The sequence below is a fragment of the Paenibacillus sp. MZ03-122A genome (assembly GCF_024213325.1).
In the GTDB taxonomy this organism is placed as follows: Bacteria; Bacillota; Bacilli; order Paenibacillales; family Paenibacillaceae; genus Paenibacillus; species Paenibacillus polymyxa_B.
This window is the reverse complement of record NZ_JANAVI010000002.1, coordinates 185,857-201,057: the sequence shown is the minus strand read 5'-3', so window position 1 is coordinate 201,057 and position 15,201 is coordinate 185,857. Positions and strand designations below refer to the sequence as shown.

Sequence of the window (15,201 nt, the reverse complement as noted above, 5' to 3'; positions counted from 1 at the left end):
GAAACCAACTCCAAAAACATAGAAGGGATCAGATCGGTTTCAGACATTCCGTATGCAGCACGCCTAACCACCTCCCCAGCATCCCGTGGGTCTGACAGTGATGTCAAAACAGGCAGGTCTCCTGACTCCAAGCGTATCTTTCAGGCCTTCCCGGTTCTTCACAGTTCCAGTGGCTGTTCTGAAAGCTCCAGCAGTATCCTGCTGATGCCTGTATACAGTGGCGGGCCCGTGTCGGAATCAACCGAACTTCCCTTTTAAGTGAACACGCTTAACAACTATCCACATGGTCTCAACAAACCCCCGTACATAGAGTCGTCCGGCTCACACCTGTTTTCTTCTTTTATTTCTTTTCATTACGATCTTATTTTGTTGTCACAGGCTTGTCAATAAATGCTGTATAATAATTCAAATTTGAATGATATGGCGAGAATGAAGGTAATGGCTATTCATTGCGTGCACGAAATGACGGGCATTCCGTCTCCCTCATGATGTCCCGAAAACTGTACCAGACTACTTAATGAATCTAAAAGAGAAGCATAAACGAAAATTTAGCAGCGAGATTGCAGATCAATTTGTACAAGCTATAAAAAAAGATACATTATATCAAATGCCTGAAAAAGCAGTTGGTTATTCCTTCTCCAAAAAATTGAGGAAGAAAAAAATTTGAAAAGCGACAAAACCAAAGAGTTGATCGGAAATTTAGTGAGCAAACCTTGTGGAATTTCTATTATAAGGATAACAGCATTGGGGGCAGCTACCAAACAAAAGAACTATATTGTTGATTCTTCTCAGACAGCCTTTGAGACAAATTTAACTATTAGAGAATTTACCCGTAAAACATTCCTTAGTGATTTAGAGAATGAGTTTGAAAAGCCTCCGGTGATTAGCCGGGGGCCTAATTTGTTAACTGACCATTTCCTGACAAGCCATGTCAGCGTGCCGTTTAGGTGCCTAGCAGTCAAGTTATTTTTTAGCTAGTAAGTGAGCGAAGCGAGGGATCTTGCAGGTCGTTCACAGCGTCGTACTGTAAACCAGGACGAAGCGACGGCTTGCTTTTACGCTCGAAAAGTTGTGGAGCTAAAGAGTTTTGTACGAACAACCAAACGGGGAGGCACTTGCTATTAAACCGTCAGTTAATAAAAGGACCGTTGCGATCAATACGGCTCTCTTCTATCTTATTTTAAATTTTATCCATTAAATAAAATTATTTACAAACATAAAATTTACAGGTAATATTTACTTATTCCTTCTTATGGATAAAAAAACAATTGTATACACGACTCCAGAGAGGAGACTTAGTAGAAATGAGGTTGATAATGTTCTGAAAATAAAGGTAGATGCGGACACTGTGTAAAGTTGCAATGAGCCGTTAAGCGAAGAAGTTGTCGTCGTTGGTCCTTGAATAAAGGAATAATATATTCCTACCAAAAAACCGTAAGACAAATACTTAAACAGATTTTTTTCAAATTTACTCATTTCTTAGCCCCCAATAATATTTTTCGAAGAGGAGAATTTTAATACTATGAAACCATTCAAAGTCATGACTAAAACAGCAATAATTGCAGCATTGACAGCAATATTATTACCATATGGAGCCATTGCTTCTGCAAATGATGCGCCGAATCCATTGTCATCGACAATACAATCAGAAGCCGGAAAATGGGAACCGACAGATGAAATAAAGGCCAAGGAAGGACAAGTCTACAAATATATCGATCCTAGTAGTGTTAACGATGATGTTTATTACTATTATGTCAATTACGACAATTTAAATCAAGAAAAAGGTAATAATGATAGAATTAGTACCCAATCCATTGGGGTGACTCCTATTGTTAAAACCCATGAAAATCTAGGTTATTGGGTTGATACAAACAATGCAATTCGTGTAAGTACATATACTGGGCCTGCTGCTGCAAAAATTACAGTGAAAACTAATATTAAAGTGAAAGCGGAAGGAGCAATAACAGGTGGTGTTAAAGCTATAGAAGGCACATTGGGTTTTGGTATAGAAGCTGATATTGGCCTAGATGATGAATATTCAATCAATGTTCCTAAAGGAGAAAGATGGGTCATTAGTGCTTTTCCACGATATGAAAAACATAGATTAGGAATGTATTGGCCAGCTCCATTCATAGGTGATCCTTTCATAGGTTATGTGAGAGTAGACAAGCCTGTGGGAATTGCTTTCAGAGTAGAAAAGCACTAATCATATCAAATAAATTGAAATAAAAAGAGAGGCCGTTGCAACCAACACGGCTTCTTTTTTATAGCGGAAAGTAGCGGGACTCTCGCGAGTCTACTCAGTTACTTTGGACTGGATCTGTGGCGTCCGAACGATCTATTGCGTTCAAAGGACTTTATATCATACCTAGACAGGGTTACACGAAAGAATGTCGAATAGAGCGGGTAAGTAAAAGAATGATGAAACAGGATTGTAATTCGTCGTGACGGACAATTAAATACTTGGTACTACGGGCTTTTTATTGACAAGCACGGAGGGTGATGAAATTAACAAGACAGCGAAATTTGAGGATTGGAAGACCGGACATATGCACTCACAAAACTCTGGGTTTTGGAATTTAATTTCGTATGGAATCTTACTGTATCAGCATAGGGAGGCATTCACTTTATCTATCTGCTAACGCATACGGTTCGAATAATCTTCCGTGATTTTTGCTAGGATAAAAAAACAACACGTTCCCAAAGAATATTTTCTATCGTCCACGACTTTCACGTCCAATAGTCATAATTCTGGCCCCCTGCTTTAGCTTGTCCAAATCCAGGAAATAAAGCAGTCCCCTTGTTGACGATCCGCGACTGTTGCGCATCTGCTTACGCTGGCTGCGAACCAATGTAAGCAGCTTCGTTAGGTTATAGCTGTCCAACTCCAAACTCAATCAATTTGGGTGTGCTGCGTCTGGCTCCGGCCAGCCTGACGCCTGCCGTAATAGATACCAGTTTGCACAGCCTATCTTCTCTGCTCATCTTCCCCGGATAACTCCATGCCAAAAAGCCGGAAAAGAGGCATACGTCCTCTCTCCGGCTATCTTTATTTATTCCTAATCATCAAACCTTCTGTGGAACCTCCGAAACCGTCACGCTTTTGACCGATTCCCTTTGTTTTCTCGTCAAAACAATGTTCAAGACAATCGCAGTAATCGAACCCGAAACGATCCCATTTTGCAGCAGCATTTTGGCAAAGCTCGGCAGCTGGTCGAACATTTGTGGCAGAACGGCAGAGCCTAGGCCCACGGCAATACTGCATGCTGCGATCAGCAGATTGCTTTCCTTCCGCAGATCCACTTCTGACAAAATAGACATGCCTGATGCAGCGACCGAGCCGAACATGACGATCATCGCCCCGCCCAGCACAGCGTTAGGAATCACTGTCGTTAAGGCAGCCAGCTTAGGCAGCAAACCAAGAACAACCATGATCCCGCCCGCAGCAAAAATAACGTTCCGCGATTTGACGCGTGTGAGTGAGATCAGACCAACATTTTGCGAGAATGCTGTATAAGGAAACGCATTAAAAATACCCCCAAGCATAATCGCAAGTCCTTCGGAACGCAGACCATTGACGATCTGCTTCTGTTCCACCTTCTGATCAATCGCTTTGCCTACTGCCAGATAAACGCCTGTAGACTCAACCATACTGACAATATTGACGATAATCATCGTACAAACTGCCATCATGCTAAACTCTGGCTTACCAAAATAAAACGGCTGCGCGACACTCACCCATGAGGCCTCCGCCACGGGAGCAAAATGCACCATTCCCATTCCATAAGCAACCACCGTACCCGCGAACAGACCAATAAGCACGGAAATCGAGCGCAAAAAGCCTTTTGCCAACCGATTCACAAGCAGGATAACCAGTAGTGTAACTAACGCCAACAGCAAATTACGTGGCTGTCCAAAATCCGTGCTGCCCTGGCCCCCTGCTACATTGTTCATCGCCACTGGAATAAGAGATAGACCGATAATCGTAACGACCGAACCCGTAACGACCGTCGGGAAAAAGCGTAGCAGCTTGCCATACAACGGTGCCGCTAATACCACAAATATACCGGACAAAATAATGGCACCGTACGCTGTCGCTAAATTTGAGGTCGAAGCAATCGCGATAATGGGTCCTACTGCCGTAAACGTACAGCCTAAAATGACAGGCAGTCTACTACCGAAAAAGCGTGTGCCCATAATCTGTAATAACGTAGCAATCCCGCAAGTGAACAGATCGGCAGCCACCAAATAAGCCATCTGGGCTGGCGTCAGGTGCAATGCTCCCCCTACAATTAGAGGTACAGCAATTGCTCCAGCGTACATCGCCATGACATGCTGGAAGCCCAGCGCGAATAACTTTTGTTTACTTAACATCCCACATTCTCCTTAACGGGAGGAATCACCCCTCCAGCTTCCTCTATAAAATGAACCTCGCCCGGTGCCATGGAAGCGATACGCGCAAGAGAGCGCACAGCAATGCCTCTCTGCTCCAACAGTCCACGACCTTCCTGGAAGCTCTTCTCAATTACACAGCCAACCCCGGCCAGCTCCGCTCCTGCTTCCTTCACAATATCCGTAAGTCCAACCAAGGCTGCGCCAGTAGCCAAAAAATCATCTACGATCAGCACATGGTCGCTGGCATCGAGATATTTTTGAGAAATGCTCACCTGATAGGTTTCCTGCCGAGTGAACGAATGAACCTCTGCGAAGTATACCTGCTCATTCAGCGTGATTGCCTTCTTTTTCTTCGCATAAATGAACGGGACCCCCAAGGCAATAGAAGTAGCCATAGCAAATTGAATACCACTAGCTTCAATTGTAAGCACCTTGGTGATCGGAGCACTGCCGAAAAGGCGTGCAAACTCCTTACCAATCTCCAATGCTAATGCTGTATCTACCTGATGATTCAAAAATGAATCTACCTTTAATACGGTGTCAGATAAAATTTGTCCCTCTTGACGAATACGTTCCTCCAAAGCTTTCATTATGCGAGTATCGCTCCTTCTGTACTTTAAAATAGTATAAAACCTGCCAAAACCAAAAAAGGACAGGCTCCCTTGAGTTGTTTCTCAAGTGAAGCCTGTCCTTGGGGTTGTCATCCCTGACGGATTGGCGCACAAATAAATGCCCGCATTCATCCAAAGCCGATGCGCTATCACTCATAGTCGGACGATTACAGTGGTCATCCGGTAGAAACTTTTGGGCCATATCCCCAATATTATACGAGTCATATGAAATTGATATCTTGTATACTACACCCTCTGGCGGGCGGTTTCAAGACTATTTTTCATACAGACAGCGGCATTTGGAGAACCTTCCACAATTGGAATATCGTAAAATCAAATCGAACTTTGTTCAAGGTATATATATTGTGAGGACTTTGCATTATCCTGATTGTAGAAAACAGATAAAAAAACAAAAATGCATACAAAACAACACTTAATTTTAATTATAAATTCAGATAACAAAAATAAAACCACAAATACTACTTCCGTTTCTGTTGACTACAAAGAAAAACGGAAGTAGTATGGAGTTAGTTAAGAAAACAAAAGGCAGACTTTCAAGCTGCCCGTATTTTATCCATGCAAGGAGATTGGATATGAATAATTATCTTGCTGTTGATATTGGAGCTTCAAGCGGAAGGCTCGTAAGTGCAACTCTGCAAGGTGACCAGCTACACTTGCAAGAGCTACACCGTTTCAACAACTCCTTTACCGAAAAAAACGGACACGATTACTGGAATATCGACGAACTATTAAATGAGATTATTCAGGGCTTGCAAAAAGCTAAACAAAAAGGGATTCATTCCTGTACGCTCGGCATTGATACATGGGCTGTAGATTACGTGCTGCTTGATCAGAAAGGTAACCGCATTCATGAGGTATACGCTTACCGGGATGCACGTACCCTCCATGCACCCGACAGGCTGCACCAGCTCATCAGTCGAGAGGCTGTGTATGAGAAAACAGGCATTCAGGAATTAAACTTTAATACCCTGTATCAACTGTTCGTCCATGATCGGGAACAGCTTGCCCAGGCGGATAAAATATTGATGGTCCCCGATTATCTGTACTATCGCCTGACAGGCATCATGATCAATGAAATGACGAATGCGTCCACGATGCAGCTTCTCAACGTGAACACCCGAGAGTTTGATGAAGACCTGCTCTCCCTGCTCCACCTGCAACGCAATCAGTTTTCAGAGCTTGCCGAGCCTGGACGGGTTCTGGGTTCTCTTTTGCCGGAGCTTGTTCAAAAATACGATCTTCCGGACTGTCAGATCATTCTTGCGCCTACTCACGATACTGCATCGGCTGTTGCAGGTGTACCGTCACAGCGGGAAGAATCTTGGGCTTATATTAGCAGCGGAACATGGTCACTACTGGGAATGGAACGATCCGAAGCCTTGAATACCAAGGCAGCCATGCAGGCGAACTACACGAATGAGTGGGGCGCTTACGGTACGTACCGTTTTCTGAAAAATATTATGGGATTATGGATGATTCAGGAGGTTAGGAGAGAGGGCGGTTCCGCACATAGCTTTGCCGAATTGGCCGAACTGGCTTCAGCAGAGGCACCGTTTGTCAGTCTCGTCCTCTGTAACCAGTCATCCTTTTTAAACCCGGATAGTATGACTGTTGAAATCCAGCGATTCTGTGAAGAAACAGGCCAGCCCATCCCCAGGACGCCGGGTTCACTCGCCCGCTGTATTTTTGACAGTCTGGCCTTAAGCTACCGCGATGCCTTACACGAACTGCAATGTTTAACGGACGAAACGATTACCAGATTGCACATTGTCGGCGGAGGCGCTAACAACGAATTACTATGTCAGCTAACCGCCGATCTCTTGGGAATTGAGGTTCAGGCAGGTCCTTCCGAATCTACGGCCATCGGCAATATTATCGTGCAATTAATTAGCTCCGGTGCTCTTAAAGACCTCAAAGCAGCTGGGAAAGTTATTGCCCATTCCTTCCCGACGCAGCTCTATAAGCCACAATTGCTGGAAGGATCGAAAGAGCTGCTGGAGCGTTGGGAGCACCTTAAGAGACAAGTGATGTCCACTATTCAAATATCTCAATAAAGGAGTAAAGCCATGAACGAAGCTATTGAAGCCAGTTATAACGAAGCGAAAAAGCTGTATGCCCGCCACGGTATTCAAGTTGACGATATTTTACGGAAGCTTTCACAAATTAAAATATCACTGCACTGCTGGCAGGGAGATGATGTTCAGGGATTTCTGTTCAATGACAAACAGCTTAGCGGGGGGATTGCCGTAACGGGCAGCTACCCGGGCAGAGCAGGCACGCCGCATGAGTTGCGTCAGGATTTAGAGAAAGCTCTATCACTCATTCCGGGTAAACACAAGGTCAATTTGCACGCAATCTATGCGGACACCACTGAACAAGTGGATCTGGATCAACTAGAGCCACGCCATTTTCAGAACTGGGTAGACTGGGCTAAGCAGCAAGGGCTTGGGCTTGATTTTAATCCAACTTTGTTCTCCCATCCCAAAGCGGAAGACGGCTTCACACTGAGCCATAAGGATTCGGAAATCCGTGATTTCTGGATCACACACTGCAAAAAATCACGCAGGATTGCAGAGCATTTTGGAAAAGAACTCGGTCAGCCCTGTGTCACAAACCACTGGATGCCGGATGGCTATAAAGATACTCCGGTTGATCGGTTGGCTCCAAGAGAACGTCTGCGTGATGCTTTGGACGAAATTTTCAGCGAGAAAATCAGTGAAGAATACAACATCGATGCGGTTGAAAGCAAGCTGTTTGGCATTGGCTCGGAAAGCTATGTCGTGGGCTCCCATGAATTCTATATGGGTTACGCCCTGACACGCGGTAAATCTATCTGTCTCGACGCTGGTCACTTCCATCCAACCGAAGTCATTTCGAACAAACTGTCCTCTGTGCTGATGTTCACCGATCAATTATTGCTCCATGTCAGCAGACCGGTTCGCTGGGACAGTGATCATGTCGTGACGATGGACGACGAATTGCTAGACATTGCCCGTGAGCTGGTTCGCGGTGAATTGCTTTCCCGAACCCATATCGGTCTTGATTTCTTTGATGGAAGTATCAATCATGTAGCAGCATGGGTCATCGGAACACGCAACACGATCAAAGCGCTGCTTCGCGCTATGCTCGAACCGATTGAAGCATTAAAGCAGGCGGAAGAGGAGCGGGACTTTACCACTCGTCTTGCTCTGGTCGAAGAGTTTAAATCGTATCCGTTTGGTGCCATATGGGATTACTATTGCGCTCAAAACGGCGTTCCTGTTCGTGAGGAATGGCTGGCCGAAGTTAAAAATTATGAACAACAGGTACTGCTGAAACGTTAACCACTGTACTGATAATGCTTATATTCATATCATCCAAAAGGGAGAGATTATCCATGACTACTGTACTGGAGAATCAAAAAGAACGAAAATCGGGACTGGATATCCCACTTGTTCGCGAGATGGCGGAAATTACACAAAACATGTGGAAATTCGGCTGGGATGAACGCAATGGAGGTAATGTAAGCTATATTCTGGATGAAGCTGAGGTTGCAAAATATATAGATATTCATCAGGTCATTCGGACGATTAAACCTGCTTTCCCAGTGAATGAACTGGCTGGTAAATATTTTATCGTCACCGGATCAGGGAAATATTTTAAAAACGTAATTGCAGATCCAGAAGCTAACTTAGGAGTTCTTCGTGTCTCCCAGGATGGCGAGCAGTTGGAAGTCTTATGGGGCCTCAAACATGGCGCAGTGCCTACCAGTGAGTTGCCTTCCCATTTTATGAGCCATATTGAGCGCTTGAAGGTCGATCCTAGCCATCGTGTTGTGATTCATAATCATGCCACCCATGTTATTGCCATGACCTTCATTCATAGTCTGGACGAAAACCAATTCACCAAAACGCTGTGGGAAATGTGTACTGAATGTATTGTCGTCTTCCCAGACGGTATCGGTGTAATCCCTTGGATGGTACCGGGTTCCAGCGAAATCGGCCGCGAAACGGCAAAAAAAATGAAGGATCATCGCGCTGTATTATGGCCTCATCATGGCATTTTCGGAACGGGCAGCTCCATTGATGAAGCATTTGGCCTGATTGAAACGATTGAAAAAGCGGCGCAAATTTATATGCTCATTGCTCACCATGATATTCAGCAACGGATTACAGATCAGGAATTGGCCGATCTGGCCAAAGCCTTCAACGTTACTCCAAAAGAAGGAATCCTGAACGTATAAATATAGGCTAATCTTTATCTCATAATACAGAACTTAAAAGGCTCCATGGATCGTCTCAAACCGGCCATGGAGCCTTTGGCATACCTAGTTTCAATTATATAACCCTTAATTCCAATGAATTAACTTGTAATTATGCTTTCCTTTATATACAATAAAATCAAAATTCCCTTATCTCCACCAAAGGAGAGGTGACAAGTTATGAAAAGAGCAAAAAATGAAGATCACTTCGACATCGTGGAAGACCATTATTTCACAGCCACCGAATTGGAAAAATCCAGTGCCGTTTGGCCTGTCAGACTAGGTATGGATATTTCGAAAACAAGCTACCATGTCGGTCCCAAGGCTGTTCCTTATTTTTATTTGATTTTTGTACTTGAAGGTCAGGCTGAGTTTATTTATAAGCAACAAAAGTACCGCGTCCAAAAGTCTGATTTATTCTGTTTTTTTCCGCATCTTGCCCATGAATATTACACCGATCAGGAGCACCCGTTGCAAAAGGTATGGATTGCCTTTGAGGGACCCAAGTCCCTCGCATTGCTGGAGCGGATCGGAATTAATCCCTCTACGCCATTGATGGCTAACGCAACGAGCGAGGAAATCCTCAGACTTATCTCCAACCTGTTTTCCATCGTACACGACAACAGCAGACAGGGCAGCGATCTGGCCCGCTTGATTACACTGCACCAGATCTTCGAGGAGTTATCCCGCAACACATCTGATGTGCTGCGCAACTTTGTATGCTCTGATTATTGGCTCCAGCAGGGGAAAGATTACATTGAAATGCATTATTGTGACCGTGTTACGATTGAACAAATTGCCGAGCATGTAGGTGTGGATCGTGCGCATTTTTCACGTAAATTCCATTCCACCTTCCTCATCTCTCCCGCCAAGTATTTGCAAAACCTCAAGATTAACGAAGCCAAAAGATTACTGGAGCAGACGACTTACAATTTGTCGATCATAGCCCAGTCCATCGGCTATACCGATATGTCCACCTTTTCCAAGGCATTTAAGAAAACAGCAGGGATTCCACCGCGTGAGTATCGCTTCCGACATCAGTCCCGGCAAGAGATTCGTACCGTCAACGCTTAGTCGGAATCCAGTAACGTTAAAGAGAGCCGCCGTATACGGTGTCTCTCTTTTTATGACCTGATCCTAATTCCCACTTGGTTCTGAGCCCTTTCAACGCTATAATAGGCATCAAACCAACAGGAAAGGTACGTGAAATCCATGCTGCGATTCAATGCGATACGTACGGGCTATCTGCTGGGCATCTCACTGATACTGGCCGCAATTATTTATTTTTTCGCCTCCAATTGGGGCGGACTGGATCGGACATTCAAGATTGTACTTGCTGCTGCGCTTATTGTTCTGTTCTATGGCTTGTCTTTTGTATTTGCACGGATACGTGCTGTTCCCGGTCAACAAGCTTTTCTGTCTAATATGTTTTTGGTGGCTGGCTGTATAGCCTTTGGCGTTTCCGTGGCATTGCTCGGTCAAATTTACAATTCCCATGCGGACAGCTACGGATTGTTTTTCATTTGGTCGGTGCCGGCTCTACTGCTTAGCTGGATTACTCGCTACAATCCTTTTTATATGCTGTCTTATGTACTAATTCATCTTGGTTTGTGGCTTTATTTTTACCCTACGATGCAAAGTGTGCCTTATAGCGAGCTGGAATCGTTGTCCATTGCCGGAATGTTCGCAATAGTCAACCTGCTGCTATTTTTATTGACGTTCCTTCATCGTATACACTCTGCTCCACTACAATATATGAGCTTTACGGTTTTCCATATAGCTATGTTAGCGATGACCAATTCCTTTGCATTTGATGAGTATGGCATGGTCATGAATGTACCGCATATTGCTGCGATTGCTTTAGGATTTTATATATTTATCAAGGTGCGGCTGAATAAAACGCTACTGACCTTGAATGCATTGGCACTTTCGGCGTTTGCTGTCTTTAAATTTATAGAGCTGGCTGAGGCGTACTCCTCATCTCTGTTTTTTGTTTTTGGTTTGATTTTTGTGGCGTTGCTGCTGACGGGTAACGTGTGGTTTTTCCGCTATTTGAATCGTTTGGGGAAAACACTGCCGGATTCAGGGCCAACGGACACTAGTACATCAAAGACTGAGACGACCATCCAAGAGGAACATGACAGTGAATGGATTAGCAAAACCGTATCCCGTGTGATCAAAGTGGTTGGAGTGCTGATCGGTAGTATATCTCTCATCGGATTGATTATGATTAGCACGAATGTAAACCACACCGAATATGTACTGTTGGTTGTGTCGTTGCTGCTTATGATTTTGATGATTGTCATACCGGAATCCAAGCTGGATTCGGTAATACGTTATACACTGCTGACCATCAGCTATATTACAGGCTTGGCGGCCATTCTATGGTCAGATCAGTCGCTGCTTTCGGTATTATTTCTGATCGTTTCCATCGCTGGATGGTTCCGCTCCAAGGGGAAAAGGCAGTTGTTTTTTGCCTACACCTTTGTAAACCTGAATCTGGCGACCATTTTATTTCAGCAGTATCAGGAGTGGGATGGTTGGAACTGGACCTATAAGTTCATCATCTTCTCTCTTTTCATCGTCAATGCCGTGTTATATGGGGTAAGTTACTTTATATCCAAGACGGAGTTAAAAGAACATCTACGGAATAGCTCATTATTTTTCAGCTTGCTGTTCCTGTTTTGGGCGACGTTTTTCGAGGATGTCGTTCCACACTCTTATATGTTCATTAACATTTTTTATTTTGTTATCGTTACCGGGATGGTCTTTGCCTTTGCCCGTCTGAAACAAAAATCGGAGGCCATCACGAGCGTTGTCTTCTGGTTTATTTTTATCGGTTTCAAATACTATGATTTATTGTGGACGCTACTGTATAAATCTTTTACGCTGGCGCTACTGGGCATCATTGCGCTCGGAATTACCTGGTGGGCGGATCGGCGAATGGCCCATAGCGGCAAAGCAGCATTCGATGCCGATCACCGCAGCTTTAGCTTTATGCGCTTAAGCCCGTTACTCATTGCCATTGTCATCGTGCTACAGCTGGGGATCATCGGCTATCAGACGGCGAGAAGTGAAACCCTGCTCGCCACAGGGGCTTCCATTAAGCTCAAACTAGCTCCTGTAGACCCGCGCTCCCTGCTACAAGGCGATTATGTGGCACTGAATTACGACATATCTACCCCGCCTTCCAAGACCCCTCTTCAGGAGGAGGAAGGGAGCCGAGGCAAGGTCAAAGTCGTTCTCACACCAGATAGCCAAGGAGTATACGTCGCGGATCGCCTATATCAAGATGGTGAAAAACTTGCCAGCCATGAGGTCATTCTAAATGGACAATGGTATGGTTCCCGTATTCTGTACGGTATTGAGAATTATTTCATTCCTGAGGGAACCGGACGTACTGTAGAACAGAACGCACATTTTGCCCATATTCGGGTGAGCCGCAATGGAGACGCGCTGCTGGAACGTTTGGCAGAAAGCTGACCGGATCGGCGAAGGTAGTAAACAAAGCAGGCTGAACCAAGCCCCTCCATTACTGGAGCACAACTTGGTTCAGCCTGCTTGTTTTTTTCGGACCATCGTTTATCTCCGTTTATTCATCTCTCGACCATGATGCTATTTCTTTAATATCCTGCGGCTGAGTCCGGCAACAACCGCCAATCAGACGAGCTCCCGTTTCATACCATTGGCGGGCACTTTGTCCGAATGTCTCTGTACAAGTGCTGCCATGCCATGTCTTGGTGACCGGGTCATATTCCTCCCCCAGATTGGGATATACCACCACAGGCTTATCCGTGTGGCTGCGTATTTCGTGAATAAGCGATGGAACGAATTTCGGCAAGGTGCAATTGATTCCTACAGCAGCCACTTGCTCATGCCCATTCAGCCACTCAGCACATGCAGCGGCAGACTCACCATTGCTGATATGCTGCCCATCCTTTGCGCTAAAGCTGATCCAGGCATACGTGCCAGGGAATTCCTGCAGCAATCGGGCGATGGCCTTGGCTTCAACCAGACAGGGTATCGTTTCACAAGCTAAAATATCTGCACCCGCCTCAATCAGAGCTTTTATACGCGGCCTGTGGAACTCCACTAGCTGTTCCTCGCTCAGTTTGTAATCGCCGCGATACTCTGATCCATCTGCCAAAAACGCCCCGTAAGGGCCTACAGAGGCCGCGACTAGCGGCTTGGGACGATGTCGCTGACTTGCAGTAGCCGTCACGTCAGCCCAAAACTCATCGCGTGCCTGCACAGCAATCCGCACCGATGATTGAATCAGCTCCAGCGCCTCATTTTCGCTTAGGCCTCGTTTAACATAGCCCTCAACGGTGGCCTGATAGCTCGCAGTAATCGCACAGTCTGCCCCAGCCTCAAAATAATCTCTATGCACACGCTTGATCGACTCCGGATGCTCATGGAGGATTTTAGCTGACCATAAGCTATCGTTCAGATCATGTCCATGACGCTCCAGCTCGGTCGCCATTGCGCCGTCCAGCACGATCAGCTGAAATTCGTCCAGTATATGTTGTATCGGATTCATGCGGCCCCTCCTGCTCGTCTTTTCTATTTAACCCACTAATCAAGTGGGTTTTAATGATTTACATTATAGCACGAATGTTGATGAGCACTAACAAAGCCAAGAAATAATCATTCCGTGAAGACGTCCCCTCTCGTTTCATTTGCCATCTGATGTAACGTATAAATTTTTTAAATTAGTTTCATAAGTTAAATTAATTAGGTATTGTTCTTTTTTTCACAAAGTCATTTTACTATAAAAGTGCAAACCAACACTTTGGCCAAAAGATCAGGGAATTGCATCGTCACATTTTGCATCGTCATTTATGTGAAAAAAGGTACAAGAGAGGGTTTTATTTATGTCTTTACTAGAAATGATTACAGCGACCTTAACAGATAACAAAATTGTCAGTTCTATCGCTTCCACCGTTTTTATTATCCTTCTTGGTTTCTTTTGCCGCAAGAAGGGGATTTTTAACGCAGCAGTAGGAAAGTTGTTATCCAAGGTTGTTCTAACCGTGGCTCTACCGGCACTAGCCTTTAATTCTTTCATGCAGGACATTAATCCTTCAATATTAAAACAAGGAATGAATGTTTTAATATGGGGAGTTCTAATTTATATTATTCTCATCTTTATTTCTAAACCGTTCTTTCTGAGCTACAACAAGGATAAACAGGATGTTTTACGGGTGTTAACCATCTTCGGTTCTACGACTTTCTTCGGAATTCCAATTGTCGGAGCCATTTACGGTCCTACCGGAGTGATGTACAGTTCCATTTTTAACATAGGGTACCGCATTTTCTTATACTCCTATGGCTATATCAAAATGAGCGGCTTGAAAATGGAGCTTAAAAATCTCAAAACCATGTTTTTGAATCCAATCGTTATCGCCACGTTTCTAGGCTTGTTTGTTTGGTTGTTTCAAGGTTATTTGCCACAGATGAGTGTAGCTACAGAGGATGGGGCCATTCAGCAGTTCGCCTTTCTGAGAATTGATCAAACCGCTGTCTGGCTGTTCAAGCCCATGACCTACCTTGCTGGACTAGCTTCTCCGTTAGCCTGGTTATCGATTGGCTCGACATTAGGGGAGATCAGCTTCAAGTCGGCAGCTACTGATAAGACCTCTTGGTATTACAGCATAGTTAAGGTTTGGCTTGTACCCATTGTTAACATCGTCTTGCTGGCTTTGTTGACTGTATCTCATATTCTGTCAGTCGATTCTGTCGCTTTAGCTACTATTGTCATCATGATGGCTACTCCAACAGCTACCGTAGCCGCAGCCTATGCGATCAGTTTTGATAAGGAAGCCATATTGACCTCCAATGCATCGCTTCTATCAACTATTACTTCTGTCGTCATGATTCCAGTGTGGATCGTTACGCTCAATGTCATTGATAAAATTGGAATTTTCTAAATCA

12 protein-coding genes and 2 riboswitches are annotated in these 15,201 nt (G+C 44.6%); of the genes, 8 read left to right on the top strand and 4 right to left on the bottom strand.

The window, feature by feature from the left end; genetic code table 11:
* Positions 1–94 precede the first annotated feature (94 nt).
* A riboswitch (cobalamin riboswitch) is annotated at positions 95–298 on the bottom strand.
* 365 nt (positions 299–663) lie between these two features.
* Positions 664–978, top strand: coding sequence for a hypothetical protein (locus NLX74_RS04895; RefSeq protein ID WP_250266975.1), 315 nt, complete (start codon positions 664–666; stop codon positions 976–978).
* A gap of 544 nt (positions 979–1,522) precedes the next feature.
* Entirely contained in the window at positions 1,523–2,206 is a 684-nt protein-coding gene (locus NLX74_RS04890) for a hypothetical protein (RefSeq protein WP_028540882.1), read from the top strand.
* Between the two features lie 508 nt (positions 2,207–2,714).
* Here the strand turns inward: NLX74_RS04890 and NLX74_RS04885 are convergent.
* The 3 genes from NLX74_RS04885 to NLX74_RS04875 all read right to left on the bottom strand — a co-directional run bounded on the left by NLX74_RS04885 (position 2,715) and on the right by NLX74_RS04875 (position 4,985).
* On the bottom strand, positions 2,715–2,885 hold the full coding sequence (locus NLX74_RS04885) for a hypothetical protein (RefSeq protein ID WP_254328087.1): 171 nt from the start codon (positions 2,883–2,885) through the stop codon (positions 2,715–2,717).
* Between the two features lie 181 nt (positions 2,886–3,066).
* On the bottom strand, positions 3,067–4,374 hold the full coding sequence (locus NLX74_RS04880) for a nucleobase:cation symporter-2 family protein (RefSeq protein WP_254328086.1): 1,308 nt from the start codon (positions 4,372–4,374) through the stop codon (positions 3,067–3,069).
* Complete coding sequence (locus NLX74_RS04875) at positions 4,368–4,985, bottom strand: xanthine phosphoribosyltransferase (protein ID WP_254328085.1); 618 nt, start codon at positions 4,983–4,985, stop codon at positions 4,368–4,370. The genes NLX74_RS04880 and NLX74_RS04875 overlap by 7 nt, the downstream gene beginning before the upstream one ends.
* 157 nt (positions 4,986–5,142) lie before the next feature.
* Positions 5,143–5,246: riboswitch (purine riboswitch) on the bottom strand.
* 353 nt (positions 5,247–5,599) lie between these two features.
* On the opposite strand from NLX74_RS04875, the gene rhaB reads away from it, so the two are divergent.
* The 5 genes from rhaB to NLX74_RS04850 all read left to right on the top strand — a co-directional run bounded on the left by rhaB (position 5,600) and on the right by NLX74_RS04850 (position 12,750).
* Positions 5,600–7,081: a rhamnulokinase gene (rhaB, locus tag NLX74_RS04870; RefSeq protein WP_254328084.1), complete on the top strand. Its 1,482-nt coding sequence runs from the start codon at positions 5,600–5,602 to the stop codon at positions 7,079–7,081.
* Between the two features lie 12 nt (positions 7,082–7,093).
* Entirely contained in the window at positions 7,094–8,350 is a 1,257-nt protein-coding gene (gene rhaA / locus NLX74_RS04865; protein ID WP_254328083.1) for an L-rhamnose isomerase, read from the top strand.
* A gap of 53 nt (positions 8,351–8,403) precedes the next feature.
* The gene (gene rhaD / locus NLX74_RS04860; protein ID WP_254328082.1) at positions 8,404–9,249 is read left to right on the top strand and encodes a rhamnulose-1-phosphate aldolase; all 846 of its coding nucleotides are present in this window, start codon (positions 8,404–8,406) and stop codon (positions 9,247–9,249) included.
* Between the two features lie 198 nt (positions 9,250–9,447).
* Complete coding sequence (locus NLX74_RS04855) at positions 9,448–10,341, top strand: AraC family transcriptional regulator (RefSeq protein WP_254328081.1); 894 nt, start codon at positions 9,448–9,450, stop codon at positions 10,339–10,341.
* A gap of 138 nt (positions 10,342–10,479) precedes the next feature.
* Positions 10,480–12,750, top strand: coding sequence for a GDYXXLXY domain-containing protein (locus tag NLX74_RS04850; protein ID WP_254328330.1), 2,271 nt, complete (start codon positions 10,480–10,482; stop codon positions 12,748–12,750).
* Between the two features lie 109 nt (positions 12,751–12,859).
* Here the strand turns inward: NLX74_RS04850 and mmuM are convergent, their stop codons facing one another.
* Positions 12,860–13,807 (bottom strand): homocysteine S-methyltransferase, encoded by a 948-nt coding sequence (mmuM, locus tag NLX74_RS04845; protein WP_254328080.1) that lies wholly within the window; start codon positions 13,805–13,807, stop codon positions 12,860–12,862.
* Positions 13,808–14,141: 334 nt separating this feature from the next.
* On the opposite strand from mmuM, the gene NLX74_RS04840 reads away from it, so the two are divergent.
* Positions 14,142–15,197: an AEC family transporter gene (locus NLX74_RS04840; protein ID WP_254328079.1), complete on the top strand. Its 1,056-nt coding sequence runs from the start codon at positions 14,142–14,144 to the stop codon at positions 15,195–15,197.
* Positions 15,198–15,201 lie beyond the last annotated feature (4 nt).

Bases quoted from the DNA above. Each gene is read 5' to 3' on its own strand.
- rhaB (WP_254328084.1), top strand. From the start codon at position 5,600: ATGAATAATTATCTTGCTGTTGATATTGGAGCTTCAAGCGGAAGGCTC.
- NLX74_RS04855 (WP_254328081.1), top strand. From the start codon at position 9,448: ATGAAAAGAGCAAAAAATGAAGATCACTTCGACATCGTGGAAGACCAT.
- NLX74_RS04840 (WP_254328079.1), top strand. From the start codon at position 14,142: ATGTCTTTACTAGAAATGATTACAGCGACCTTAACAGATAACAAAATT.
- NLX74_RS04850 (WP_254328330.1), top strand. From the start codon at position 10,480: ATGCTGCGATTCAATGCGATACGTACGGGCTATCTGCTGGGCATCTCA.
- mmuM (WP_254328080.1), bottom strand. From the start codon at position 13,807: ATGAATCCGATACAACATATACTGGACGAATTTCAGCTGATCGTGCTG.
- rhaA (WP_254328083.1), top strand. From the start codon at position 7,094: ATGAACGAAGCTATTGAAGCCAGTTATAACGAAGCGAAAAAGCTGTAT.
- rhaD (WP_254328082.1), top strand. From the start codon at position 8,404: ATGACTACTGTACTGGAGAATCAAAAAGAACGAAAATCGGGACTGGAT.
- NLX74_RS04880 (WP_254328086.1), bottom strand. From the start codon at position 4,374: ATGTTAAGTAAACAAAAGTTATTCGCGCTGGGCTTCCAGCATGTCATG.
- NLX74_RS04875 (WP_254328085.1), bottom strand. From the start codon at position 4,985: ATGAAAGCTTTGGAGGAACGTATTCGTCAAGAGGGACAAATTTTATCT.
- NLX74_RS04890 (WP_028540882.1), top strand. From the start codon at position 1,523: ATGAAACCATTCAAAGTCATGACTAAAACAGCAATAATTGCAGCATTG.